22 protein-coding genes and 1 pseudogene are annotated in these 25,932 nt (G+C 63.2%); 6 read left to right on the plus strand and 17 right to left on the minus strand.

Annotated elements, in window-relative coordinates; genetic code table 11:
* Positions 1-52: 52 nt before the first annotated feature.
* The 10 genes from AC2YI2_RS24880 to cyoA all read right to left on the minus strand — a co-directional run bounded on the left by AC2YI2_RS24880 (position 53) and on the right by cyoA (position 10,345).
* Positions 53-1,654 (minus strand): ABC transporter substrate-binding protein, encoded by a 1,602-nt coding sequence (locus AC2YI2_RS24880; protein WP_487389206.1) that lies wholly within the window; start codon positions 1,652-1,654, stop codon positions 53-55.
* Between the two features lie 28 nt (positions 1,655-1,682).
* Entirely contained in the window at positions 1,683-2,603 is a 921-nt protein-coding gene (locus AC2YI2_RS24885; RefSeq protein WP_487389207.1) for an ABC transporter permease, read from the minus strand.
* On the minus strand, positions 2,603-3,451 hold the full coding sequence (locus AC2YI2_RS24890) for an ABC transporter permease (RefSeq protein WP_487389208.1): 849 nt from the start codon (positions 3,449-3,451) through the stop codon (positions 2,603-2,605). The genes AC2YI2_RS24885 and AC2YI2_RS24890 overlap by 1 nt, the downstream gene beginning before the upstream one ends.
* Positions 3,451-4,032, minus strand: coding sequence for an ANTAR domain-containing response regulator (locus AC2YI2_RS24895; protein WP_487389209.1), 582 nt, complete (start codon positions 4,030-4,032; stop codon positions 3,451-3,453). The genes AC2YI2_RS24890 and AC2YI2_RS24895 overlap by 1 nt, the downstream gene beginning before the upstream one ends.
* A complete protein-coding gene (locus AC2YI2_RS24900) occupies positions 4,029-5,162 on the minus strand; it encodes a transporter substrate-binding protein (protein WP_487389210.1) in 1,134 nt (377 codons plus the stop codon). The genes AC2YI2_RS24895 and AC2YI2_RS24900 overlap by 4 nt, the downstream gene beginning before the upstream one ends.
* Before the next feature lie 213 nt (positions 5,163-5,375).
* Positions 5,376-6,080 (minus strand): SURF1 family protein, encoded by a 705-nt coding sequence (locus AC2YI2_RS24905; RefSeq protein ID WP_487389211.1) that lies wholly within the window; start codon positions 6,078-6,080, stop codon positions 5,376-5,378.
* 50 nt (positions 6,081-6,130) lie between these two features.
* Positions 6,131-6,535, minus strand: coding sequence for a cytochrome o ubiquinol oxidase subunit IV (cyoD, locus tag AC2YI2_RS24910; RefSeq protein WP_487389212.1), 405 nt, complete (start codon positions 6,533-6,535; stop codon positions 6,131-6,133).
* Positions 6,532-7,155: a cytochrome o ubiquinol oxidase subunit III gene (gene cyoC, locus AC2YI2_RS24915; protein WP_487389213.1), complete on the minus strand. Its 624-nt coding sequence runs from the start codon at positions 7,153-7,155 to the stop codon at positions 6,532-6,534. Before cyoC ends, cyoD begins: the two co-directional genes overlap by 4 nt.
* Before the next feature lies 1 nt (position 7,156).
* Positions 7,157-9,160 (minus strand): cytochrome o ubiquinol oxidase subunit I, encoded by a 2,004-nt coding sequence (gene cyoB / locus AC2YI2_RS24920; protein ID WP_487389214.1) that lies wholly within the window; start codon positions 9,158-9,160, stop codon positions 7,157-7,159.
* Positions 9,161-9,190: 30 nt separating this feature from the next.
* Complete coding sequence (cyoA, locus tag AC2YI2_RS24925; RefSeq protein ID WP_487389215.1) at positions 9,191-10,345, minus strand: ubiquinol oxidase subunit II; 1,155 nt, start codon at positions 10,343-10,345, stop codon at positions 9,191-9,193.
* A gap of 305 nt (positions 10,346-10,650) precedes the next feature.
* Between cyoA and AC2YI2_RS24930 the strand changes: the two genes are divergently transcribed.
* Positions 10,651-11,976: an MFS transporter gene (locus AC2YI2_RS24930; protein ID WP_487389216.1), complete on the plus strand. Its 1,326-nt coding sequence runs from the start codon at positions 10,651-10,653 to the stop codon at positions 11,974-11,976.
* A 242-nt stretch (positions 11,977-12,218) separates the two neighbouring features.
* Here the strand turns inward: AC2YI2_RS24930 and AC2YI2_RS24935 are convergent.
* The 7 genes and pseudogenes from AC2YI2_RS24935 to AC2YI2_RS24965 all read right to left on the minus strand — a co-directional run.
* Positions 12,219-12,707: pseudogene (locus tag AC2YI2_RS24935) on the minus strand (ABC transporter ATP-binding protein); the annotation flags it as partial.
* Positions 12,704-14,476, minus strand: coding sequence for a branched-chain amino acid ABC transporter ATP-binding protein/permease (locus AC2YI2_RS24940; protein ID WP_487389217.1), 1,773 nt, complete (start codon positions 14,474-14,476; stop codon positions 12,704-12,706). The pseudogene AC2YI2_RS24935 and the gene AC2YI2_RS24940, both read right to left, overlap by 4 nt.
* 2 nt (positions 14,477-14,478) lie before the next feature.
* Positions 14,479-15,513 (minus strand): branched-chain amino acid ABC transporter permease, encoded by a 1,035-nt coding sequence (locus AC2YI2_RS24945; RefSeq protein WP_487389218.1) that lies wholly within the window; start codon positions 15,511-15,513, stop codon positions 14,479-14,481.
* 87 nt (positions 15,514-15,600) lie between these two features.
* A complete protein-coding gene (locus tag AC2YI2_RS24950) occupies positions 15,601-16,749 on the minus strand; it encodes an ABC transporter substrate-binding protein (protein ID WP_487389219.1) in 1,149 nt (382 codons plus the stop codon).
* A 67-nt stretch (positions 16,750-16,816) separates the two neighbouring features.
* Positions 16,817-18,409: an acyl-CoA dehydrogenase family protein gene (locus AC2YI2_RS24955; RefSeq protein ID WP_487389220.1), complete on the minus strand. Its 1,593-nt coding sequence runs from the start codon at positions 18,407-18,409 to the stop codon at positions 16,817-16,819.
* Positions 18,410-18,413: 4 nt separating this feature from the next.
* Positions 18,414-19,175 (minus strand): SDR family NAD(P)-dependent oxidoreductase, encoded by a 762-nt coding sequence (locus AC2YI2_RS24960; protein WP_487389221.1) that lies wholly within the window; start codon positions 19,173-19,175, stop codon positions 18,414-18,416.
* Complete coding sequence (locus AC2YI2_RS24965) at positions 19,172-21,025, minus strand: feruloyl-CoA synthase (RefSeq protein WP_487389222.1); 1,854 nt, start codon at positions 21,023-21,025, stop codon at positions 19,172-19,174. Before AC2YI2_RS24965 ends, AC2YI2_RS24960 begins: the two co-directional genes overlap by 4 nt.
* Positions 21,026-21,172: 147 nt before the next feature.
* On the opposite strand from AC2YI2_RS24965, the gene AC2YI2_RS24970 reads away from it, so the two are divergent.
* The 5 genes from AC2YI2_RS24970 to repB all read left to right on the plus strand — a co-directional run bounded on the left by AC2YI2_RS24970 (position 21,173) and on the right by repB (position 25,791).
* On the plus strand, positions 21,173-21,967 hold the full coding sequence (locus tag AC2YI2_RS24970) for a crotonase/enoyl-CoA hydratase family protein (protein WP_487389223.1): 795 nt from the start codon (positions 21,173-21,175) through the stop codon (positions 21,965-21,967).
* Between the two features lie 9 nt (positions 21,968-21,976).
* On the plus strand, positions 21,977-22,459 hold the full coding sequence (locus AC2YI2_RS24975; RefSeq protein ID WP_487389224.1) for a MarR family winged helix-turn-helix transcriptional regulator: 483 nt from the start codon (positions 21,977-21,979) through the stop codon (positions 22,457-22,459).
* Positions 22,460-22,467: 8 nt separating this feature from the next.
* Complete coding sequence (locus tag AC2YI2_RS24980) at positions 22,468-23,343, plus strand: amidohydrolase family protein (protein ID WP_487389242.1); 876 nt, start codon at positions 22,468-22,470, stop codon at positions 23,341-23,343.
* Between the two features lie 210 nt (positions 23,344-23,553).
* A complete protein-coding gene (gene repA, locus AC2YI2_RS24985) occupies positions 23,554-24,750 on the plus strand; it encodes a plasmid partitioning protein RepA (RefSeq protein ID WP_487389225.1) in 1,197 nt (398 codons plus the stop codon).
* Positions 24,751-24,822: 72 nt separating this feature from the next.
* Positions 24,823-25,791 (plus strand): plasmid partitioning protein RepB, encoded by a 969-nt coding sequence (gene repB / locus AC2YI2_RS24990; protein ID WP_487389226.1) that lies wholly within the window; start codon positions 24,823-24,825, stop codon positions 25,789-25,791.
* Positions 25,792-25,932 lie beyond the last annotated feature (141 nt).

The raw sequence follows: 25,932 nt of genomic DNA on the forward strand, positions 1-25,932 counted from the left end.
CCCCGCTTGAGGGGAGAGGGTAGGGTGATGGGCAATCTTCGACCGCAGGGCCTTACTTCACAAAGATCGCGTCGTAATTGATGACGCGGGTCGGATCGATATAGATGTTGTCGGCACCGCCCATGCGCAGCGACTTGGCAACGACGCGGCGTTCGTTGGTGACCGGGATCCACGGCGCATCCTTCATCGCATCGGTGAAGATGCCCTTCCACGCTTCGATGCGCTCGGCAACCTTCGCCGGGTCGGACATCGAGTCGGCCGCCACCGCACGCTTGTCGAGCTCGGCGTTGCAATACCACGACCAGTTCCAGCCGCCCTGCACCGCGCCGCCGCAGCCCAGGATCGGGCCGTAGAAGTTGGACGGATCCGGGAAGTCGGCGATCCAGGCCATGCCGCCCGACCAGATCATCGGCGCTTCGCCTTCGGTGCCGCCGGCCGCGATGACATTGCCCTGTGCCAGCGCGCGGATCTCGGCCTTGACGCCGATCGCCGCGAGGTCCTGCTGGATCGCCTGTGCGATGCGCGGCTGCGGATCGGTGTTGGTCGAATAGAGCACGGTCTCGAAGCCATCCGGCAGGCCGGCTTCGGCGAGGAGCGCCTTGGCCTTGTCGACGCTGTATTCGTAGCCGGCATAGTCCTTGTCATAGCCCGGCATCAGCGGCGGCAGCACTTCCTTGGCAGGCGTGGCGCGGCCGTTGAGGATGCGGACGATGCGTTCCTTGTTGATGGCGTGGTTGACCGCCTGGCGGACCTTGAGATTGTCGAAGGGCTTCACCTTGACGTTCAGCGTCACATAGCCGGTATGCAGCTGCTCGCCATCGACGATCATCTGCGCGCCTTCGGCCGAGTTCTTGATCTCGAGGAATTTTGCCGGCGGAATGCCGTCGCCGGCGATATCGACTTCACCCTTCTGCAGGCGCAGAAGTGCTACGAGCGGCTCCTGGCCGACTTCGACGGTGAAGCTGTCGATCTTCGGCACGTCGGCGACATAATAGGCCGGGTTCTTCTCGAACACGAGCTTCTGGCCGATCGTCCAATCCTTGAGGATGAAGGTGCCGGAACCAACCGGCTTCTTGCCGAAATCGCCGCCCGCGGCATCCACGGCTTCCTTCGGCACGATCGAGGCGAAGTTGATCGCCATGACATGCAGGAAGGTCGCGTCGGGACGCGAGAGCTTGAAGATGACGGTGGAGTCGTCAGGCGTCTCGATACCGGAAAGGCCAGTCGCTTTGCCGCCGGTCAGCTCGGCAAATCCGTTGATCGCGCCGAAGAAGCCGGCGCCGGGGCCCTGCGTCTTAGGATCGACAGCGCGCTCGATCGAGTATTTGACGTCGGAGGCGATGACTTCGCGGCCGTTGGAGAATTTCACGCCCTTGCGGAGCTTGAACGTGTAGGTCAGGCCATCAGGCGCCACTTCGAAACTCTCGGCCAGCGACGGCACGAGGTTGGCCGTGCCGGGCTCATAGTCCATCAGGCGTGAATAGAGGCTCTTGATCATCGACCAGTTGACCCAGTCATAGCCGATGGCCGGGTCGAGCGTGGTGATGTCGTCCTTGTAGGTGACGATGATGTCCTTGCCTTCGGCCGATGCGACCAGCGGCGAAAGCATCGTCACCAAGGCGATTGTCGTTCCGAGTAACCAGCGTTTGAACATTGATGTTCCCCTTCTTTGGTTGCTGCTGTCAGGTCGTGCGGATACGCGGGTCGATGACCGGCGCAATGAGGTCTGCGAGAAGATTGCCGATCACGATGGCGAGCGCCGAGGTCAGCGTCACGCCCATGATGATGGGTATGTCGATCTGCTGGATCGCCTGCCAGGCGAGCTGGCCGATGCCCGGCCAGCCATAGACTGCCTCGACCACCACCACGCCGCCCATGAACTGGCCGATATCGATGCCGATCATGGCGATAACAGGCAGGATGGCGTTGGGCAGCGCGTGGCGGAAGATGATGCGCGCCGAGGACAGGCCCTTGGCGCGGGCTGTGCGGACATAGTCCTGGTTCAGCACGTCGATCATCGCCGAGCGCACCATGCGCGCATACCAGCCGGCGCCGAGAATGCCGAGCGTTGCCGCCGGCAGGACGATATGGGCGAAGCTGCCATAGCCGCTCATCGGGAACCAGCCGAGCGTGACTGCGAAGAGATAGAGCAGCAGCAGCGCGGCGACGAATTGCGGTGCCGAGACGCCGACGAACGACGCCATCATCACCAGCCGGTCGACGAAGCTGCCCCGGTTTATCGCGGCGATCGTGCCGAAGGTGACGCCGAGCACCACCTCGACGAAGATTCCGGCCGCCATCAGCGTCAGTGTCGCCGGCAGACGGGCGGCGATCAGCGTCCAGACCTCGGTCTTCTGCGCATAGGAGCGGCCGAGATCGCCCTGCGCGAGGCCCGATATGTAGTTCCAGAACTGCACCAGCAGCGGCTGGTCGAGGCCGAGCTCGTGGCGGATCGAGGCGACAGTCTGCGCGGTCGCGCTGCGGCCGGCGAGCATCCGCGCCGGGTCGGCCGGCAGCGCATAGAGCAGCACGAAGGTGATGGCGGCAACGCCGAGCAGGATGAGCAGTGCCTGACCGAGCCGACGGAGAAGCAGGAACACCATCAACCCCTCCCCCGCTGCGTCGGATCGAGGATGTCGCGCAGCGCGTCGCCGACGAGGTTGAAGGCCAGCGCCGTGAGCAGAATCACGGCGCCCGGGAAGAAGACCAGCCAGGGTGCCGCTTGGAAATAGCTCTGGCTCTCGAAGATGATGTTGCCCCATGAGGGCTGTGGCGGCTGCACGCCGATGCCGAGGAAGGAGAGCGTCGCTTCGAGCAACACGGTCGTGGCGATGCCGAGCGTGCCCCAGACGATCGCGGTCGGGATCAGATGCGGCAGGATGTGCAGGAGCAGGATGCGGCCATGGCCGGCGCCGAGCGAGCGTTCGGCCATGATGAAGTCGCGCTCCACCAGCCCGCGCGTTTCGGTATAGACGATGCGCGCCACCTGCACCCAGTTGACCAGCGCAATCACCATGGCGACGATCCACAGGCTCGGGCGGAGGAGTGCGGCGAGCACGATGGCGAGCAGCAGCGCCGGAAAGGCCATCATCAGGTCGGTGAAGCGCATCAGCACATTGCCCATAAAGCCGCGCATGTAGCCCGCGACGATCCCGATGAAGAGGCCGATCGCCACCGCGATGCCATTGGCCACCAGGCCGATGATCAGAGAGGTGCGCGCGCCGTAGAGCATGCGGGAGAAGAGATCGCGGCCGAGCGTGTCGGTGCCGAGCAGGAACTGGCCGTCGGGCGGCATCGGCGCGCCTTCGAGCGTCAGCCCGTCGAACATCTGCTCATCGGGGCTGAAGGGTGCGATCAGCGGTGCGGCCAGCGCCAGCACGACGACGAGAAGCACCACGGCGAGGCCGAACAGCGCGGTGGGCTGGCAGACAAGCGAACGGACGACGCCCATCAGCCGACCTCCGGCAGTGGCTCCAGGCCGCCCAGAAAGATGGCCGAAACCTGCTCCATCGACAGCCGGCGACGCATGGCGCAGTCGCGCAGAATTGCGTATGCGCGTTCCTCGTCGAGGCCGCGCGCTGCGCGCAACTTTTCCACGGCGGCATGGACCAACGGCCGCATGCGTATGCGCTCTTCGAGATATTGCAGCCGTTCGGCCACCGCGCGGCGTTCTTCATGAATCGAGACCGCCATGACCAGCGCGGGGTAAACGGCGGAAGCAGCGACCGGCTTGGGGATGATGGCGCTCGCGCCCTGCTGCATCGCCCAGGCGATGCGCCCTGGCGCTTCGGAGCCAAGCAAGGCCACGAGCGGCTTGCCCAACTCATCGCCTTTGGCGGGCAGAAGATCGTCCCAGCCCTGATCGGCATCGACGAGCACGAGGTCGGCCGAATCCCCAGCCGCGAGCGGCTCCCATTGCCTGGTCGAACGAATGCCGAGCAGGCCGAGCTGGCGCTCCAGCCGCTCGGTATTGGCATCCTCGCGATGCAGGATCACGGCGTGCCAGCCGGTGAAATTCGGGGTCCGGCTCATGACACGACCCTCAGCTTCGCCGGCATATGCGTGCCGCGCGTGGTGAGGTAAGGATCGGCTGCAAGCGCCGGGCGCGAGGCGATAACGTCGAAGCCGCTTTCGGCATTGATCCGCCCAAGATGGAAGGGCAGCGCCGCATGGTTGGTGCGGCTGTCCACAGTGAGCGGCCCGAAGAGGGACGGCCATTCCTGGCCATGCACCTCGCGGCGCACCGCCTGCGGCTCGTCGCTTCCCGCTGCAAGGATCGCGCCGATGCAAAGATCGACGGCAGTGTAGGCGCTGGCGAAGACGCTGGAGATGCGGCGTTCGCGGCCATAGCGCTGCGCGGCGCGGGCCTTGAAGTCACGGTTTTCAGGCGTGTCGAGATTGTCGAAATAAGAAGCTGCGCAGAGCTGGCCCATGGCGCTGCCGGCCGAGATCAGGTCGAGTTCGCATTCCATCAGGTCGCAGCTCACCACCGGGCAGTTCTCCGGGCGGAAAGCCGGGTCGCGGTCGCCCAGCGCCTTCATCGCCTCGAGGAAGGCATAGCTCGACGGGCCGATCAGGTTGTTCAGCACGAAGCTCGGCCGGCGTTCTGCGATCTCGGCAATGATGCGGTCGACGGCGGTCTCTTCCAGCGGCAGGTAGCGTTCGCCCAGCACCTCGCCGCCAGCATTGGCGATCAGCTCACGCGCGAGCCGGTTCATTTCCCAGCCCCAGACATAGTTGGCGCCGGTGAGATAGGGCCGTGCGCCATAGCGCGGGATGAGATATTCGAAGGCAGGGATCAGGTGCTGGTTCGGGCAGCCTCCGACATAGATGACATTCTCGTTGGCCTCGAACCCCTCATAGGGGCACATGTACCACAGGAGGCCGTCATGCTTCTCGACCAGCGGGATGACTTCCTTGCGCGCCGCCGAGGTGATCGTGCCGACAATATGCCGGCAGCCCTCGCGCAACAGGTGGCGGGCGCCGTCGAGATAGGCGCCGAGGCTGGCATGCGGGTCGTAGAAGATCGGCTCGATGACGCGGCCGGTCCGCTCGGTGCAGTCCTCGATCGCCAGCATCGCGCCGTCGCGGGCATCGACGCCCATCGCGCCATAGGGCCCGGTGGTCGAATAGAGGATGCCGATCTTCAACGCGTCGCTCATCTCAAATCCAAATACGAAAAACCCCACGACGCTGGTCCCGCGTACCGCGGGGCGTCATGGGGCGAAACTGCCCTGCGACTTTAAAGTCATTTGATTGCGGATGTTGAATGCCTAATCCGCAGGCGTGATTAAAATACAGACATCGAGCGCGAGTCAAGCGCAGCTATCCGATTGCCTGACGAAATCGGCCTGCCAGCAAAAAGCAAGGCGTCGTCACACGATTCGGCGGCGATGCACCAGATAGGCGCCGACCGCACTCATCGCCGCCAGAGCAAACCAGGTGAGAGCATAGACCAAGTGGCTGTTACGGAAGTTGACGACGGTCAGGCCTCCGATCGGCAGGCCGCCCGGATTGGGCGTGGCGTCGGCGTCAATGAAATAAGGTGCGACCTTTTCCAGGCCCTGGGCTGCGGCGATCGCTGCGACATCCCGTGAATACCACCGGCTCCCGGCCGGGTCGTTGTTACGAAGAAACGCGCCGCCCGGCTCGCTGATGCGGAGAAGCCCGACCACGGACACCTGGCCGGGTACATTCCCATCAACTCGCGACGCTGGATCGCGGCGACCCGACGGCACGAAGCCGCGGTTGATCAGGATCGTCGACCCATCGTCCCGCAGAATCGGTGTCACAACCCAGAAGCCGGCCCCACGTTCCGTCACCGCCTGGACCAGCACCGACTTGGCGTGATCGAAGGTACCCTTCACTGTCACATGGCGATATTCATCCTTCTCGGCGCCGATATCATCCCATTCGGACGACGGCGGCGCAGCGACCCCCTCGCGATGAATCCGCTCTTCGACGCGGGCGATCAGGTCGAGCTTCCAGAACAGCCGCTGCACCTGCCATGTGCCCAGCGCGACGAAGATCGTGACCAGCAACAGCATGACGCTGACGAGGATCCGACGCGACCGAGGCATTCGGTTCAGCTCTTCTGGCGGCACCGCACGATCCATCGCCGTTCCGCCCGTCAGGGCATGTTCTTCATCATCTCCTGCGTCATCGGCATCATGTTGGCATTGAGATGATGCATGACCCAGAGCGAGCCGGCCAACGTGATGCCGACGATGACGATCGTGAAGATCAGCGCCATCAGCGTCCAACCGCCTTCCGAGCGCGGGTTCATGTGCAGGAAGAAGATCATGTGCACGACGATCTGGACCGCGCCGAGGCCCATGACGAAGAAGGCCGTCAAAAGCTTGCTCTCGAACACACCACCCATGACCAGCCAGAAGGGAATGGCGGTCAAAATGATCGAGGCGACGAAGCCGATCATGTAACTGCGGAGGCTGCCATGGCCAGCGTCATGGCCGTGGCTGTGGGCATGATGGGCCTGGTGGCCTTCATGGGTGGGGGCTTGCGGTTCCGGGCTCATCCGAGGACTCCCATCAGGTAGACGAAGGAGAAGACGCCGATCCAGATGACGTCGAGGAAGTGCCAGAACATCGAAAGGCACATCAGGCGGCGGCGGTTTTCCGGGATCAGGCCGTGCATCTTGACCTGCACCATCAGCGTCACCAGCCAGATGATGCCGAAGGTGACATGCAGGCCATGCGTGCCAACCAGAGTGAAGAAGGCGGACAGGAAGGCGCTGCGCGTCGGGCCGGCGCCTTCGTGGATCATATGATTGAATTCATAGAGCTCGATGCCGAGGAAGGCGAGGCCGAACAGGCCGGTCACGCCAAGCCAGAACAGCGTCTCCATCTTGGCGTTGCGCTCCATCTGCAGCATGGCGAAGCCGTAGGTGATGGAGGAGAAGAGCAGCATCGAGGTGTTGAGCGCGACCAGCGGCAGGTCGAAGAGATCGGCCGGCGAAGGCCCTGCCGCATAGTTGCGCCCGACCACGCCATAGGTGGCGAAGAGGACGGCGAAGATCAGGCAGTCGCTCATCAGGTAGAGCCAGAAGCCCAGCATGGTGCTGCCTTCCGGATGATGGTCTTCCTCGAGGTAGAACTGCGGCGCTTGGGTGGTGTCGGCGTGTGTCTGGTCTGTCATGTCAGGCCTGCTCTGCCAGCAATTTCGTCCGCGCGTCCTCGGTCGTGGCCACGGTTTCGGCCGGGATGTAGAAGTCGCGCTTGTAGTTGAAGGTGTGCCCGATCGCAGTGGCGATCAGCCCCACGAAGGAGACGGCCACGAGCCACCACATGTACCAGATCAGGCCGAAGGCGAGCGCCGTGCTGATCGCGGCCAGGATGACGCCGGTGCCGGTGTTCTTGGGCATGTGGATCGGCTTGAAGCCCTGGATCGGCCGCTCATAGCCGCGGCTTTTCATGTCGTACCAGCCGTCATGGTCGTGCACGACCGGGGTGAAGGCAAAGTTGTAGTCCGGCGGCGGCGAGGCGGTCGACCATTCGAGCGTGCGGCCATCCCAGGCGTCTCCCGAGGTCTCGCGCAGCTGCTCGCGGCGCAGGAAGCTGACGCCGATCTGGATGAGGAAGGAGGCGATTCCGAGCGCGATGAGGCCGGCGCCGAAGGCGGCGATGATGAACCAGATCTGCAGCGACGGGTCCTCGAACTGGCTGACGCGGCGGGTGACGCCCATCAGGCCGAGCACATAGAGCGGCATGAAGGCAAAGAAGAAGCCGATCTGCCAGAACCAGAAGCTCAGCATGCCCCAGAAGTAGTCGAGCTTGTAGCCGAACGCCTTGGGCCACCAGTAGACGACACCCGCCATCAACCCGAAGACGACGCCGCCGATGATGACGTTGTGGAAGTGCGCGATCAGAAACAGCGAATTGTGCAGCACGAAGTCGGCGGGCGGAATAGCCAGCATCACGCCGGTCATGCCGCCGATGACGAAGGTCACCATGAAGCCGATCGTCCACAGCATCGGTAGCTCGTAGCGGATGCGGCCGCGATACATCGTAAAGAGCCAGTTGAACATCTTGGCACCCGTCGGGATCGAGATGATCATCGTGGTGATGCCGAAGAAGGCGTTGACCGAGGCGCCCGAGCCCATCGTGAAGAAGTGGTGCAGCCAGACGATATAGGACAGGATCATGATCACGCAGGTGGCGTAGACCATCGACGCATAGCCGAACAGACGCTTGCCACAGAAGGTCGCGACGACCTCGGAGAAGATGCCGAAGGCCGGCAGGACAAGGATGTAGACCTCCGGATGGCCCCAGATCCAGATGAGGTTGATATACATCATCGGATTGCCACCAAGGTCATTGGTGAAGAAGTTGGTGCCGACGTAGCGGTCGAGCGAGAGCAGCGCCAAGGTGGCGGTGAGGATCGGGAAGGTCGCGACGATCAGGATGTTGGTGCAGAGCGAGGTCCAGGTGAAGACCGGCATCTTCATGAAGGTCATGCCCGGCGCGCGCATCTTGACGATTGTCGCGATGAGGTTGATGCCCGATAGCGTCGTGCCCACGCCCGCGACCTGCAGCCCCCATATGTAATAATCGACGCCGACGCCCGGACTGTAATCCGCGCCCGAGAGCGGCGGATAGGCCAGCCAGCCGGTGCGGGCGAATTCACCGACGAACAGCGACATCATGATGATGACGGCGCCGGCCGTGGTCATCCAGAACGAGAAATTGTTGAGGAAGGGGAAGGAGACGTCGCGCGCGCCGATCTGCAGCGGCACGACATAATTCATCAGGCCGGTGACGAAGGGCATGGCCATGAAGAAGATCATGATCACGCCATGGGCGGTGAAGACCTGGTCGTAGTGATGCGGGTTGAGGTAGCCCTCGTTGCCGCCAAAGGCGATTGCCTGCTGGATGCGCATCATGATCGCGTCGGCAAAGCCGCGCAGCAGCATGACAAGCGCCAGGATGACATACATGATGCCGATCTTCTTGTGATCGACGCTGGTGAACCACTCGGTCCAGAGATAGCCCCAAAGCTTGAATTTGGTGATCAGCGCCAGCACGGCAATGCCGCCGAGCGCGACCGCGATGAAGGTCACGACCAGGATGGGCTCGTGATAGGGAATCGATTCCCAGGTCAGCCGCCCGAAGACGAATTGGGTTAGAGTTGTGTCACCGAACATGATCTGTCCAAAATCTCTCGAAATGCGGCGTCAGTTGCTGTCGTGAACATGCGCCGGGGCCGGATCGGCCGGATCGGCGTCGTTCATGTCCTGCATGTTGTGGTCTGTCGTGGCGGGCTTCTGGCCGTCGGCATCGATACCCTCCGCGGGCTCTTCGCTGCGCGGCTGGTTGCCGGTCGCCGGATGGGTCGCGGCCAGGCCCTCGTCCTCGGCATGGCGATTGTCATGCTCGAGCTTGGCCTTGTTCTCGTGGCTCTCGACGCCGCTGCCGCCCATCAGGTCGATATGCATCATCTCCTTCATGCACATCGAGCCCGGGCGGACGCACATGTTGAGCACCGCGTCATAGAGGCCGTTCTCGACGCTGGCATAGTAGCGGACGGGTTCCTTGGCGCTCGGCTTTTCGAGCTTCAGATAGGCGTCGCGGTTGAGCGCCGTGCCGTTCTGCTTCACCCGAGCGACCCAGGCCTCGAAGCCGGCCTGGTCGAGGCCGTGGAACTTGAAGCGCATATGGGAGAAACCGTCGCCGCTGTAGTTGGACGACAGGCCTTCATATTCGCCCGGCTTGTTGATCACGGCATGCAGCTTGGTCTGCATGCCCGGCATCGTGTAGATCATGCCTGCCAGCGCGGGCACGTAGAACGAGTTCATCACCGAGGATGCGGTCAGCTTGAAATTGATCGGCACGTCGACCGGGGCCGCCATCTCGTTGACCGTGGCGATGCCGTAATCCGGATAGAAGAACAGCCATTTCCAGTCGAGTGCGACGACCTCGACATTGATCGGCTTCATGTCCTTGGTGACGGGACGGGCCGCATCCAGCCGGTCGAGCGGGCGATAGGGATCGAGCTTGTGGGTGCTCACCCAGGTGACGGCGCCCAGCGCGATGATGATCGCCAGCGGTGCAGACCAGATGATGACTTCGAGCCCGGTCGAATGATGCCATTCAGGATCGTAGGTCGCCGATGTGTTCGACTGGCGGTAATGCCAGGCGAAAAACAGCGTGAGGAAGATCACCGGCACGATGATCAGCAGCATCAGGAAGACCGAAATGACGATCAGGTCGCGCTGCTGGGCCGCGATATCGCCCGAGGGCGACATGACCACCAGGTCACAGCCCGTCAGCGCGAGCATCAGGGTCAGAAATACGATCGTTCGTCCGGCGAATCTGAATTGCGTGGCCATTTCGAGCTCAACTTGCGTTTAGACAATTGGCATTAATCGGGCGCAATCACGCTTGGGAATGGGACCGTTCGCCGCAGCGCAGCATTCTGTCGCAGTGCGGCATAGGATTCGGGGCTATTCCCTCCAGCTGTTTTATACTAGCGAATATGCGCCGCGGTGACAGCCCATACCTCAAGATATGATGCAGTCTGCGGCGGGCATAGGTATATTGCAACGCGGAGTTCACGTTCTTGCGTCAAAAACTTGATCTCGGGCGTTGATTGGTCAACACTGAGCGAAGTGACGCAGATCGCCTGGAGAAAACCATGAGCACGGTCGTCAATCCCAGTTCCTCCGGCCTCGAGCGGGATGCCCGCCGTATGCACGACGACGGCAGGCCGCTGTCGCCGGGCAGTATCGCCATACCCGTGGTCATCGGTCGTACCTCGGAATTCTTCGATTTCTTCGTCTATGGCCTCGGCTCGGTGCTGGTCTTCCCCAAGCTGGTCTTCCCCTTCGCGCCCAATGCCGTCGCGGCGACGCTGATGGCCTTCGCGATCTTCCCGCTGGCCTTCCTCGCACGCCCGGTCGGCTCCTTCGCCTTCATGTGGGTCGACCGCAACTATGGCCGCGGGGTCAAGCTGACCGTCGCCCTCGTCATCCTGGGGGGCTCGACCGCATCGATCGCCTTTCTGCCGGGCTATCATGCGATCGGCTATTGGTCGGTGGCGTTGCTCGCCCTCTTCCGGCTCGGCCAGGGCTTCGCGCTCGGCGGCGCGTGGGACGGCCTCGCATCGCTCTTGAATCTTAGTGCGCCCCCCAACCATCGTGGCTGGTATGCCATGATCCCGCAGCTCGGCGCGCCGATCGGCTTTGCATTGGCGAGCGTGCTCTTCGCCTATTTCGTCACCAATTTGTCGGAAGCGGATTTCCTCTCCTGGGGCTGGCGCTACCCGTTCTTCGTCGCCTTTGCCATCAATGTCGTGGCGCTCTTCGCGCGGCTGCGCATCGTCGCCAGCAAGGAATTCGGGGCGGCGATGGAAGCCAGAGAGCTTCAGGCGCGGCCGATCTTCGAGATGCTCTCCAAGCACAGTGTCGACGTCGTGCTCGGCGCCTTCGTGCCGCTCGCGACCTTTGCGCTGTTTCATCTCGTGACCATCTTCCCGTTGACATGGGTGATGCTCAATGGCGGCCAGTCGGCGGCTGAATTCCTCTGGGTCCAGGTTCTTGGAGCCGCAATCTGCGCCATCGGCATCGTGCTTTCGGGGGTCATCGCCGACCGGATCGGCCGGCGCAGCCAGCTCATGGTGGGCGCGATCCTGATCGCGATCTTCAGCTTCTCCGCACCGTTCCTGCTCGATGCCGGCGGCAAGGGCCAGGACGCCTATATCCTGATCGGCTTCGCGCTGCTCGGCCTTACCTTCGGACAGTCCTCGGGCGCCGTATCGTCACGGTTCTCCCAGCAATATCGCTATACCGGCGCTGCCCTGACCTCGGATCTTGCCTGGCTCGTCGGCGCCGCCTTCGCGCCGCTCGTGGCGCTCGGGCTCGCCAGCAGCTTCGGCATCATCTTCATCGGCGGCTACCTGATCTCGGGCGCAATCTGCACGATCGCTGCGATCAGCCTGTCGCGGGTGCTCGACCAGAACTGAGGTTCACCTCAGACGACTTCCGTGCCGGCCCCGAGATAGCTCGCCATCAGGGCCGGATCGACGGCGAGTTCCGCGGCTGGACCTGCACGGCGCACTTCACCGAGTTCGACAAGGTAGGCTTGGTCGGCGATTTCGAGCGCAGCGCGTGCGTTCTGTTCCACCAGGAGGATCGAGACACCGGTCTGGCGCAGTTCGGCGACGATCCGCAGGATGTCGGCCACGATCAGCGGCGCGAGCCCGAGGCTCGGCTCGTCGAGCAGTAGCAGCCGGGGCCGGCTCATCAGTGCCCGGGCAAGTGCCAGCATCTGCCGCTCGCCGCCGGACAGGGTTCCGGCGAGCTGCTTGCGCCGTTCGTGAAGCCGGGGAAAGCGGGCATAGACGTCGTCGCCGGTCTCGGCACGCTCGGCGCGGGAACGCAGGAATCCGCCAAGCTCGATATTGTCCTCGACAGTCATGGTTCCAAACAGCTCGCGCCGCTCGGGCACAAGGCAGAGACCGGTGGCGACCCGGCCCTCGATCGTATCGGGCACCGGTGCGCCATCGTAGCGGATAGCGCCGCGCGACGGGATCACGCCCATGATCGCGTTGAGCAATGTCGTCTTGCCCGCGCCGTTGGCGCCGATGACCGTGACGATGCTGCCCGGTGCCATGGACAGCGAGATGCCATGCACCACTTCGGCGCGGCCATAGGAGACGTGGATATTGTCGACCTCGAGCAGTTTCTCCGTCACGCTGCGCTCCCGAGATAGGCTGCGATCACGGCGGGATGCCGACGCACATCGACGGGCTTGCCTTCGGCGATCATCGTGCCGAAATCGAGCACCACGAGATGGTCGACAAGGCCCATGACGAAGCCCATGTCGTGCTCGACCAGCAGCACGCTCACGCCCTCCGCCTTCAATTTTCTGAGCAGATTGGCCAGTTCCTGCTTCTCGCCGTGGCGGAGGCCCGCCGCCGGCTCGTCGAGCAGAAGCAGGGTTGGGTTCAGGCAAAGCGCGCGGGCAATCTCGAGAATGCGGATCTGCCCGAGTGCGAGATCGCCGGCGGGGCGGTCACGGTGGGCACTGAGCCCCACGCGATCGATCTGTCGGGCGGCTTCGGCAAGCAGGGCTTTCTCCTCCTTGCGATCGAGCCGGAAGAAGCTGCGGAACACGCCGGCCGTCCCACGGAGATGCGCCCCGAGCGCCACATTCTCCAGCACCGACATGCCGGGCAGAACCTTGGCGTGCTGGAAGGTCCTGGCAATGCCGCGCTCGGCGACCCGCCGCGGATCGAGCGCGGAAAGCCGTTCGCCCGCATAGGAGACCTCACCCCCGGAAAGCCGGAGAATGCCGGTGATCAGGTTGAAGGTCGTGCTCTTGCCCGCACCGTTCGGGCCGATCAGGCCGACGATCTGGCCGGCCTGGATGTCGAAGCTGACATCATTGACCGCGACGAGACCGCCGAACACCTTGCGGACCTTGTCGACGCGCACCAGCATGGAGCCAGCGGGCGGCATTTCCCGCTTGTCGAGCGTGTCGCCGCCAACCGGCAGTTCGCGCGGCGGTCGTGCCGGCAGCCACTTCTGCAGCAGCGGCCAGAGGCCGTCGCGGGAGAACTGCAGGATCAGCACCAACAGGACGCCGAAGACGATCATTTCGACATTGGCGGATGTCTCGATGAGACCGGGCAGCACGCGCTGTAGGCCTTCCTTGAGAATCAGCACGACGCTGGCGCCGAAGATCGCCCCTGTGACATGACCCGAACCGCCGATGACAGCCATCAGCATATAGGTGATGCCCATGTCGAGGCCGAAGGGTGCCGGGCTTATCGAGCGCTGCATATGCGCATAGAGCCACCCGGAGAGTGCCGCGACCACGGCGGCGAAGACGAAGACGGTGAGCTTGGACCGCTCGATGTTGACGCCGAAGGCTTCGGCTGCCTGCGCGCCGCCGCGCAAGGCCCGGATACCGCGCCCGACGCGGCTGTCGAGCAGGTTCTGCGCGCCTATCGCCACGGCGATGACGAAGATCCAGATGACATAATAGATGGACCCGCCACCCATCAGCGGTTGGCCGGCGATCGACAGCGGCGGGATGCCCGATATGCCGTCATAGCGGCCGAGCAGTTCGATGCGGCCAAAGAGATAATAGATCGCCAGTCCCCAGGCGATGGTGCCGAGCGGCAGGTAGTGCCCCGATAGCCGGACCGTCATCAGCCCCAAGGGAAAGGCGACGAGAACTCCGACGAGCACCGACAGCGACAAGGTCATCCATGGCGAGAAACCATAGGCCGTCGTCAGTACCGCCGTCGTATAGGCGCCGAAGCCGCAGAAGGCCGCCTGGCCGAAGGAGGTCAATCCGCCAACGCCCGTCAGCAGCACCAGACCGATCGTCACCAGCGAGGCCAGGCCGATATTGTTGGCCAACGTGATCCAGAACGGCGGCACCGGCAAGAGCGGGAAGACCGCAAGCAGGATGACGGCGGCGATAGCGGGATAGCGATGCTTGCTGCCGATCATGTCTACTCCTCCTCGTGATGGCCGGCGCCGAAGGAGAGCCAGATCAGCACCGGCACGATGAGGCCGAACACGATGACCTCCTTGAAATCGCTGGCCAGGAAGGCGGCGAAGGATTCGACCAGCCCGACTCCGATGGCCGCGATCGCCGTTATGGGAAAGCTCCCCATCCCGCCGAGAATGGCCGCGACGAAGCCCTTCAGCCCGATCAGGAAGCCGGTGTCGTAATAGATCGTCGTGATCGGGCCGATCAGCACGCCTGAAATCGCGGCGATGGCAGCCGCCATGACGAAGGCGGTTACGCCGGTCAGTTCGGTGCGCACGCCGACGAGGCGGGCGCCGAGGCGGTTGACCGCCGTAGCCTTCAACGCCTTTCCGAGCAGCGTCTTCTCGAAGAAGAAATAGAGACCGACCATGATCAGGATGGTCGTGACGTAGATCAGCACGCTCTGGGCCGTGACCAGCATCGGCCCCAGCGAAAAGCTGCCCTCGTGCAAGGACGCGGCACGGACACCTTCGGGGCCGAAGAAGACCAGGCCGAGGCCGAGGATCGCCAGATGCACGCCGACCGAGGTGATCAGCAACACCAGCACCGAAGCATCGGCGAGCGGACGATAGGCGATGCGGTAGACGTAATAGCCCATCGGCGCGATGATCGCGACGGTGATCACCGCGCGAATGAAAGACGGGAGTTGCAGCGGCGCAAGCACCGCAACAAGGCCGTAGATGAGACAGGGCAGCAGCAGGTTGACGGCGGCGCTACGCAGGAAGCGCCCAAGCCGCACGTCGCGCCGCATGGCCCACAGGTCGAGCAGGAAGGCGACGACGCCGAAGCAGATCAGCAGCTTCGGCGTGCCCGGCACGCGACCCGCGTCGAGCATCGCGAGCGTCAGTGCGCCATGGGCGACAAACTCGCCCTGGGGGATGAAGATCACGCGCGTGACGGAAAAGACCAGCACGATGGCGAGACCCAAAAGCGCGTAGACCGCACCGTTGGTAACGCCATCCTGGACCAGGAATATCGCGATGGTCGCGTCCAAATGCATCCCCTGCTTTTTGCGGTGGAGTGGCCAAAAAATGGAGAGGCCCGAGGCTGTTCGGTGCCCCGGCCCTCTCCCTAACCCGCCTTATTTCTTGTCCGGCAGCAGCAGGAACTTGCCATCCTTGGCCGTCAGCAGCACGGTTGCGCGCTGGTCGAGGCCGTAGTGATCATCCGGCGTGAACTGGAACACGCCATGGGTCGCGTTATAGGGACCATTGGCCTCGATCGCATCGCGAAGCGCCACGCGGAACTCCGTCGTGCCCGGCTTGGCCTTGGCAAGCGCGATCGGCACGGCCTTCTTGAGGATCACCATGGCGTCCCAGACATGCGAACCGAACTGGGTGCGGGTGTTCGGGCCGAACTTGCCCTCATAGGCCTTGAGATAGGCAAGACCTTCCTGCTTGGTCGGTGAATCGTCCGGCTGGTCCTCGGCGACCATGATCGGCCCCGACGAGAAGATCGTGTTTTCCACCGTTTTGCCGGCGATGCGCAGGAAATCGAAGGTCACGGCGCCGGAGACGACATAGATCTTGCCGGTGAATCCACGCTCGCGCACGCCGAGTTGCGGCAGTGCGGCGCCGGTGCCCGACGCACCGATGAAGACAGCGTCCGGCTGGGCTGCGAGCGCCTTCAGCACCTGGCCGGAAACGGAGGTATCGGCGCGGGCATAGCGTTCCTCGGCCACCACTTCCAGACCATATTCCTTGCCGGCGTTCTTGAGCGCATCGACCCATTGCTGGCCATAGGAATCGGCAAAGCCGATGAAGGCCACGCGCTTGACGCCATCCTGCTGCATGCGGGTGAACATCCGCTTCGCCAGCACGGAAGAGAATTGCGGCAGTACGAAGTTCCACTTCTTCACCGCAGTCGGCGGGATCGGCGAGATGGCGAAATGCGGCACTTCGGCCTCGTTGGCAACGCCGGCGACGGCGATGGCTGCCGGGGTCAGGGCCGAGCCCATGATCACGTCGACCTTGTCGTCATTGGCGAATCGGCGGGCATTGGTCGTCGCGGCGGATGGATCGCCGGTGTCGTCGAGAAGGATGACCTTCAGCTTCTCGCCAGCGATCTCGGTCGGCCAAAGTTCGATCGATTGCTTGAGCGGAATGCCAAGCGCCGCACCGGGGCCGGTGATTGGAATGGTCACGCCGATGGTGATGTCGGCCAGTGCTGCGCTCGCCGACATGGCGAGAGCGATAGCGGATGCCGTCCAGTTCAAAATGCGCTTTTTCATTTCTTCCTCCCAAGAAAGGGGCGATATGGAGCGCCCGGTCATATTGATTGCATGCACGTCAACGTCGTCAGGCGGCCGCTTCCGTATGCCGGGCAGGCCGGTGCTCCACCGCATCGACACGCACCGCCATCCATGCGACAATTGCCTCCCAGGCCGCATGCAGATAGGCGTTCGCCTGGTAGAGACCGGTTTCCGGCTCCGCCTTGAGCGCCATCATGCGTGCGCTCTCGGCCTCGAAGGCGGCCAGCACGGCACGCGCCTTCTCCGCTTCCTTCGATCTCGATGCGGAAAGCTCGCTGCCGGCGCGATTCAGCATCACCTTGAGCCCCCTGCCCTCCTCCGCCCAGAGGCGTCGCGTCACCAGGTCGATCGCTTGCATGCCGGTCGTGCCTTCGTAGATCGTCATCACACGGGCATCGCGCAGATAGTGTTCGAGCGGCCAGTCCCGCGTATAGCCCGCGCCGCCGAGCACCTGGATCGCCTGGTTGGCAACGGCAAAGCCGGCATCCGCGCCGAAATTCTTGACCAGCGGCAGCATCCAGCGGGACAACGCCTGCAGGTCGGCGCGGATATCTGCATCCGGCTCGATCCGCGCCAGGTCCATGACGACAGCCAGTTCGAGAATGGCGGCGCGCAGCGTCTCGGTCCGCGCGCGGATCTCGTCGAGCTGCCGGCGGATATCCGGATGGCGGGCAATGGGAATGGCGGGCCTGTCCGGATCGCCGCCCTGCCGCCGGTCTTCGGCATAGGTCTCGGCAATGTCGGCGGCGGCGGAGGCGAGACCCAGCCCCTGGCAACCGGTCTGCAGCCGCATCAGCGCAATCATCGTGAAGAGCTGCGGCAGGCCGCGGCCTTCCTGTCCGAGCAATATGCCGCGCGCCTCGTCGAATCGAAGCGCACAGGTCGGCGAGCCATGCAGGCCCATTTTCTCCTCTATGCGCTCGACCGCAATGCCGTTGCGCTCACCCTCGATCGAGTCCGGCACCAGGAACAGGCTGATGCCGCGCGTGCCAGGCTGGTCATTGCTGCGCGCCAGAAGGCAATGGCCGATCCGCCCCGCCATGTCGTGATCGCCGAACGATATCCAGATCTTCTGGCCGCTGATGCGCCATTCGCCATCCTTCAGAACAGCGCGGCTCCGCAAGCGACCGAGATCGGAGCCGGCGTCGGGCTCGGAAATGCAGATGGAGGCGGTCCATTCGCCGGCGGCGAGCTTCGGCACCCATTCAGCGGCAACCGCCTCATCGCCGACTTCGGCCAGCAGGTGACACGCGGCGCGCGTCGATCCCGCGGCCATCATCAATGACACACAGCCCCGCTCGAAAAGCGGCGCGCAGGCCGCCTGCAAGGCGAGCGGCAGGGCCTGTCCGCCGAAGCGTTCTGGCACATCCATGGCAAGCCACCCGTCCGCGGCATACCGCCGGAAACCTTCGGCGAACCCAGCCGGCACGCGAACGCGCCCATCGACGATGCTGCAGCCCTGTCGATCGCCCGGCACGTTGAGCGGCGCGAGCAGCGTCTCGGAGAAGCGCGCGGCTTCGTTGACGATAGCCGTCAGCATGCCGTCGTCACAGTCCGGACGCAGTGCCTTGACGCGCTTCCAGCCCGGCGTTGCGATGATCAGATTGATCGTGCGGGCGGCCTGCGTCGCAAAGCTCATGGTGTCACCGGGCCTGCATTCGAATGGCGCCGTCAAGCCGGATGACCTCGCCGTTCACATACTGGTTCTCGATGAGGTAGCGCACCGTATCCGCAAACTCGGCCGGGTCGCCCAGCCGCGGCGGATAGGGAATCTGCGCGGCGAGGCTCTGCTGGACCTCTTCCGGCAGCGCATGGAGAAGGGGCGTGAGGAAGATGCCCGGCGCCACCGTATTGACCCGGATGCCGAAGCGCGCGAGTTCGCGCGCGGCCGGCAGCGCCAGCGAAACGATCCCGCCCTTGGATGCGGCATAGGCCGCCTGCCCTACCTGCCCGTCGAAGGCCGCAACCGATGCCGTGTTGACGATGACACCGCGCGCGCCGTCTTCTTGTTCCGGCGCCTCGGCCATGCGCGCAGCGGCGAGCCGCATCATGTTGAAGGTGCCGATCAGGTTGACGCGGATGACGCGTTCGAAATCGGCAAGCGGCAAAGGTCCTTCGCGGCCGAGAATGCGGCCTGCCGTCCCGATCCCCGCGCAGTTAACGAGGATGCGCAAGCCGTCGCCGACGCCGGCCGCCACATTGAGCGCGAATTTGGCATCGGCTTCATCCGTGATGTCGCCGGAAAAGGCCACGCCGCCGATCTCACGCGCCAGCGTTTCGCCGGCCTCGCGGTTGCGGTCGAGGATATGGACGATCGCGCCGCGGGCGGCAAGCATGCGGGCAGTGGCCTCGCCGAGACCCGAAGCGCCGCCGGTTACCAGCGCGCTGGCGCCTTCAATCTTCATGCCATGCGCTCCCTGCTGGCTTTGATGACGCCGGGCGCATCGGCATAAAGCGCCTCGACCAGATCCTTGCGGTGGAGAAGCACGGCCCGCTGGTTGATCGATCCCTTATCGGTGACCTCTCCCCTCTCGAAACGTAGCGGCTCGCTCATGATCAGCACCCGCGCGACGCGGGTGGCCGATCCGCTTGCCTGCCGCTGGTGTTCGGCGAGCCGTGCCGTGATGCTCGCGCGGACTTGCGGATGGTTGATGATCTCGGCATCCGCCAGGTCCTGGCCCTCAGGGACCAATTCACGCAGCGCCGGCAAGAAAGGCGTGATCAAGGCGCCGAGTTCGGCGCGGTTCTCGCCGGTAATCACGGCATCGCGGATCAGCCCGCCGAACTGGTTGACGAACTGTTCCCTCAGTGGGCCGACGGCGACCCAGGTGCCGGTCTGCAGCTTGAAATTCTCGGCCAACCGGCCGTCGAAAAGGAAGCCTTTGCGCGGATCGCCGGCGACGGCGAACCGGACCGTATCGCCGATGCGATAAAAACCCTCTTCGTCAAAGGCCTCCGCCGTCAGCACGGGGTTGCGCCAATAGCCGGGCGTGATGTTCGGCCCCTTGAGCCGCATCTCGTATTTGTCATCGATCGGCACCAGCTTGATCGTGACACCCTGGGCTGGAATGCCGATATTGCCGGGCTTCGGCTGCGGGTCGGTGCAATAGATCGAAAAGGGCGCCGTCTCGGTCGAGCCGAGCCCAGTACCGAGCGGCACCTTGTGGCCGAGCGTCGTTTCGCTGAGTTCCAGCAGCGCATCCCAGGTATGCTGGGCCATGCCGGCGCCGGCATACATCAGGACCTTCAGGTCGCGGAAGAAATTGCGGCGCAGTGCCTCGTCGTGCCGCATGGCCTGAATCAGCATCTCATATCCTGCCGGCACGTTGAAATACCAGGTCGGCGAGATGTCGCGCAGATTGTCGAGCGTCTGGCCGATCAGCGCAGGCGACGGCTTGCCGCGATCGATGTAGTAGGTACCGCCGTTGTAGATGACGAGGTTGAACACCTTGTTGCCGGCAGCCGTGTGGTTCCACGGTGCCCAGTCGACCACGACGGGCGGCTCGTCGCGAAAGAAGGCGTAGCAGTCCGCGACCATTTCCTGGTTGGAGCACAGCATGCGCTGGGTCTGGATGACCGCCTTGGGCGAACCGGTGGTGCCCGAAGTGAACAGGAACTTGGCGATCGTGTCCGGGCCGACCGCGGCGAAGGCCTGGTCGACGGCTTCGGTCGGCTCCGTCTTGAGTACGTCCTCGAAGCTGAAGGTGCTGGCACGCCCCTCAGGCAGGTTGCGCACGCCGACAAATGGCGTGCCGTCGTCGAAAACCTCCTCCAGCGCCTTGCGGAAGGGTGCCGCATCCTCGGCGAAGACGAGGCCCGGCGTGATCTGCCTGCAGATATCGACGAGCTTGCCGAGATCGCCCGACGTCGCATAGGCGGGCGTGATAGCAGCGGAGGCGACGCCGACATGCTGGGCGCCGAGCGCCATCAGCGCATGTTCGAGGGAATTTTCCGAAAGGATGAGCAACGGCCGCTCGACCGAAAGCCCACGATCGAGCAGGAACTGCCCGATGCGCCGCACACGGTCGAGCGCTTCGGCATAATTGACCTTGCGCCAGGCTTCGCGACCCTGGCGGTCCGCCATCCATGTGCGGGCAGGCGTGGCCTGCGCCCAATGGACGAGGCGTTCGTTGAGTTTTTCCGGATATGGGCCAAGCTCATCCTGACGCCAGACAAGAATTTCCCCATTTGGCTGCTCTTGCCATGCCAGGTTGGGCGACCACAGTTTGACCGCTTGCACGGCATTCATCGTCATGACTCCTCCCAGAGATCATTCAGGCGAATTCAATTATTGAGCATGAAGTGGCTCGTCTCGAAAATTTGTTTACAAAAAAACAATCGCCTTGTAAACAATCAAAATGCTGGCAAGAGGAGGATCTGTCAGCGCATTGGGAGGTTGCTCATGAATCAAGAGACGGCTGAGGAATTCGTCACCTACGAAGTCAGGGGCGACGTCGCCCATGTCGGTCTGAACCGGTCGCGTAAGCGCAATGCGATCAGCGACCGGTTTGTCGAGGCCATTGCGGAGGCGGTGGCGCGCGCGGAGCGCGAAGCAAAGGCAGCGGTAATCTTCGGCCATGGCGATCATTTCTGTGCAGGCCTCGACCTCGCCGAACACGTTCAAAAGACCCCGATCGAAGGCGTGCGCGGCTCGCGCCGCTGGCATGCTGTCTTCGCCACGATCGAGCACGGCACCATTCCCTGGATTTCGGCGCTGCATGGCGCCGTGGTCGGCGGTGGGCTGGAGCTTGCGGCCGCCACCCATATTCGCGTTGCCGATGAAAGTGCCTTCTTCGCCCTTCCCGAAGGCCAGCGCGGCATCTTCGTCGGCGGCGGCGGCTCGGTCCGTGTCGCCCGCCTGATGGGCGTTGCCCGCATGACCGACATGATGCTGACGGGCCGCGTCGCCTCACCGGCCGAAGCCGAACGCTGGAACCTCGTGCAGTATGTCGTGCCGCGTGGCGAGGCCCGGGCGAAGGCCGACGAACTCGCCACCATCGCCGCCTCCAATGCCGAGCTTTCCAACTATGCTGTGATCAATGCACTGCCGCGCATCCAGGACATGGCCAAGGAGGATGGTCTCTTCGTCGAGTCCTTCATATCTTCCTTCACCGCCACGAGCCCGGAGGCCGAGGCGCGACTGAGAGCATTTCTGGAAAAGCGGGCGGCCCGCCTCAAGGCCCCCGGCGAGAATTGAGGTCACAGCATGGACGCGACCGTACGCCATCTCGATCAGGTCAAGCTCGGCCCTCTTGCCGATTCCGTCGGCTTCCTGCTGCGCCTCGCCCAGCTGCGCGCCTTCGACGACTTCTTCTCCGATCATGGCCCAGGTCACGGCTCGAGGGGCCTCAAGCCCGGCGAGTTCTCCGTTCTCTGGGTGATCGCCCGCAATCCCGGCATTCGCCAGAGCGTGCTCGGCCAGCGGCTGATGATCAAGCGGGCGCATATGACCAAGCTGATCCGCGCCATGGAGGACCGGGGCCTGGTTTCGCGTGCCATCCCCGATGCCGACCGCCGCGCTGTCGAACTGACGCTGACAGCGGCAGGGGAAATCGAAGTCGGGACGGCAGCAAAGGCCTTCTTCGCCTATGAGCAGACCACCGGCGGACCGCTCGGCGAGCATGAAGTGGCCCAGTTGATCGCGCTTCTCAAGAAATATACCGGATTGCAGGACGAGGCCCAGGGATGACCGCAGCGATGAACATCGACGACCTGATCGCTATCGATATCCACACCCATGCGGAGGAACCGTGCTGCGGCCCGCGCGACGACGGCTATCACGACTTCCAGGCCGGCATGGCCAAATATTTCCGGAACCCGGCCGGCGCCCATGGCATGCTACCCACCGTCCAGGAGACCGCCGCCTACTATCGCGAGCGCAGGATCGCCTGCGTCATCTTTCCCGTCGATGCCGAACGCGAGACCGGCTTTCGCCGCTACGAGAACGAGGAAGTGGCCAAGATCGCGGCGGAGAATTCCGACATCATGATCCCCTTCGCCTCCATCGATCCGGCCAAGGGCAAGATGGGGGCGCGGGAGGCGCGCCGCCTGGTGCGCGACTTCGGCATCAAGGGCTTCAAGTTCCACCCGACCATGCAGGCCTTCTATCCGAACGACCGCGATGCCTATGTGCTCTACGAAGCGATTGCCGAGGAGGGTGCCATCACCCTCTTCCATACCGGCCAGACCGGCGTCGGCGCCGGCATGCGCGGCGGGATGAACATGCGGCTCAAATATTCCAATCCGATCCATCTCGACGATGTCGCCGCCGACTTCCCCGATATGCCGATCATCCTCGCTCATCCCTCCTTCCCCTGGCAGGAGGAGGCGCTGTCGGTGGCGACCCACAAGCCGAATGTCTATATCGACATGTCCGGCTGGTCGCCGAAATACTTCCCCCAGATCCTGATCCAGTATGCCAACACGATGCTGAAGCACAAGATGCTGTTCGGCTCCGACTGGCCGGCCATCACGCCCGACCGCTGGCTCAGGGATTTCGAGGCCATCGATATCAGAGACGAGGTCCGGCCGCTCATCCTCAAGGAAAATGCGAGGAAATTGCTCAGCCTGTGAGCCGTGGCAAAGGGCCTATTCAGTGACCGAGGACCCGTTGCCGATTTGCATTCGCTGAGGAGAATGAAACGCCTTTGTGGCCAAAGCCATGGAAACCACGGCCTTGCTTCAAAAGCGTTAACCATAAATTTCTTGTCAGACTCACAGAATCGGACATAATGACGCTAAATACGGCGAATTCGCCAATCTAGCGCTATTATGGCTTTTCCGATGAATGCGATACCCAAACTTCCGACCTTCGAGTTTGACGAGAAGATCTTGCGCCAGGGGGCGGAGATCTCGCGGCGGCTCGACCAGTTGCGCATGGAGCGGTTTCCGCCCAATGCGAAGAAGACCCTGCGGCAGTTTACTATGGCCGAGGTCGCGCACTATCTCGGCGTCAGCCCGAACAATCTGAAGCGGCTGCATCTCGAAGGCAAGGGGCCGATCCCGACCACCGGCAGCGGCGGGCGGCGGTTCTATACAGCAGAGCAGATGCAGGAACTGCGCTTCTATCTCGACAAGAACGGCAAGTCCGACGCCAAGAAATATGTGCCGCATCGCAAGCCGGGCGAGAAGATGCAGGTCATCGCCGTCGTCAACTTCAAGGGCGGCTCGGGCAAGACGACATCCGCGACCCACCTCGCCCAGCATCTCGCGCTCACCGGCCATCGTGTGCTCGCCGTCGATCTCGACCCGCAGGCCTCGCTTTCGGCGCTGCATGGTTTCCAGCCGGAGCTCGACAAGAACCCCTCGCTCTACGACTGCATCCGCTATGATGACGGCCGCAAGGCGATCACCGAGGTCATCCTGCCGACCAATTTCCCGGGTCTCGATATCATCCCGGCCAATCTCGACCTGCAGGAATACGAATATGACACGCCGCTCGCCATGCAGCGGTCGAGCGAAGGCAAGCGGTTCTTCACCCGTTTCGGCAAGGCGCTCAATGACGTCGACGACCGCTATGACGTTGTCGTTGTCGACTGCCCTCCCCAGCTCGGCTATCTCACGCTGACGGCACTGACGGCGGCGACCTCCGTCCTCATCACCGTCCATCCGCAGATGCTCGACCTCATGTCGATGAGCCAGTTCCTGCTGATGCTCGGCAATATCACCAAGACCATCAAGCGCGCCGGCGCCGATGTGCAGATGGACTGGCTGCGCTATCTCATCACCCGCTACGAATCCTCGGATATCCCGCAGGCCCAGATGCTCGGCTTCATGCAGTCGATGCTGGCCGAGGAAATCCTCCAGAGCCCGATGGTGAAGTCGACGGCGATCTCCGATGCTGGCTTGACCAAGCAGAGCCTTTACGAAGTCGAGCGTTCCAACTTCACCCGCGAGACCTATGACCGCGCCATCGAGTGCATGGATGCGGTCAATTTCGAGATTCAGGGCCTCATCCACCGCTCATGGGGGAGGATGTGATGTTGACGGCCGTAAACAGCTTCATTTTTGCTAAAGATTTCAGCGGCTTCCTGCGAAATTCGGGAGGTCGCCATGGCGCGTAAGAATCCCTTCGCCAATCTGATGGACGAAAAGCCGGTCGATAACGGCGTCGCACTCGACTATACCGTCAAGGGCGCGTCCCGCTCAATCATCTCTTCGATCGACGAACTTGCCGAGCGGGCCGACCGCTTGCTCGAAGGCGAGACCATGGTCGAGCTCGATCCGGAGCTGGTCGATGCGTCTTTTGTGCGCGACCGGCTGGAAGAGGACCCGCAGGAATTCGCCGACCTCCTCGCGGCGATCCGCGAGCGCGGTCAGGATACTCCCATCCTGGTTCGCCCCCACCCCGAAAAGTCCGGCCGCTATATGGTGGTCTTCGGCCACCGTCGGCTGGCGATTGCTCGCCAGCTCGGCCGCAAGGTACGCGCCGTCGTCAAGTCGATGGACGACCGCACCCATGTCGTCGCCCAGGGCCAGGAGAACTCCGCCCGGTCCAACCTCTCCTTCATCGAGAAGGCGATCTTTGCCCGCAGGCTGACCGAGCTCAACTATGACGGCGACAACGCGACGGTGATGGCGGCGCTGGCGATCGACAAGACGACACTGTCCAAGATGCTATCCGTTGCCAGCCTCCCCTCGCCCATTCTCGACGTCGCCCAGGGTGCGAAGAGCATCGGCCGCGATCGCTGGTATGATTTCAAGAAGCTGCTCGAGCGGCCGGCGAATATGGAAAAGGTGCTCGATTTCATCGGACGTACCGATCTCTCGGGCATCAGTGGCGACGCCGGCTTTCATGTGTTGCTGGATTGCCTGACGCGCAAGAAGCTGGTGGGTCCGGAACCGCGCGTGAAACGTCAATCGTGGATCGCGCCGGATCGTTCGGTGGCGGCCGAGGCGACGAGCAATGGCAAGATTTATTCTCTTTCGCTGAAGTCCAAGGATGCGGTCGGGTTCGGAGATTATCTCTCCGCCAATCTCGGCAGGCTCTACGAGGACTTCAGGAAGAAGCAGGGATCGTAACAGGAGAACGAACGCAAAAGAAAAAGGCCCCCAAACGTTTCCGTCGTGGAAGCCTTCCTCATCTCTAAGCAATTTGAGAATCGCATTTCCCCGAATCACAGTCAAGCGTGCCGGCACCGTTTTGGTGAGCATTTTTCTGTT

The organism is Rhizobium sp. SRI_017, from assembly GCF_057586295.1.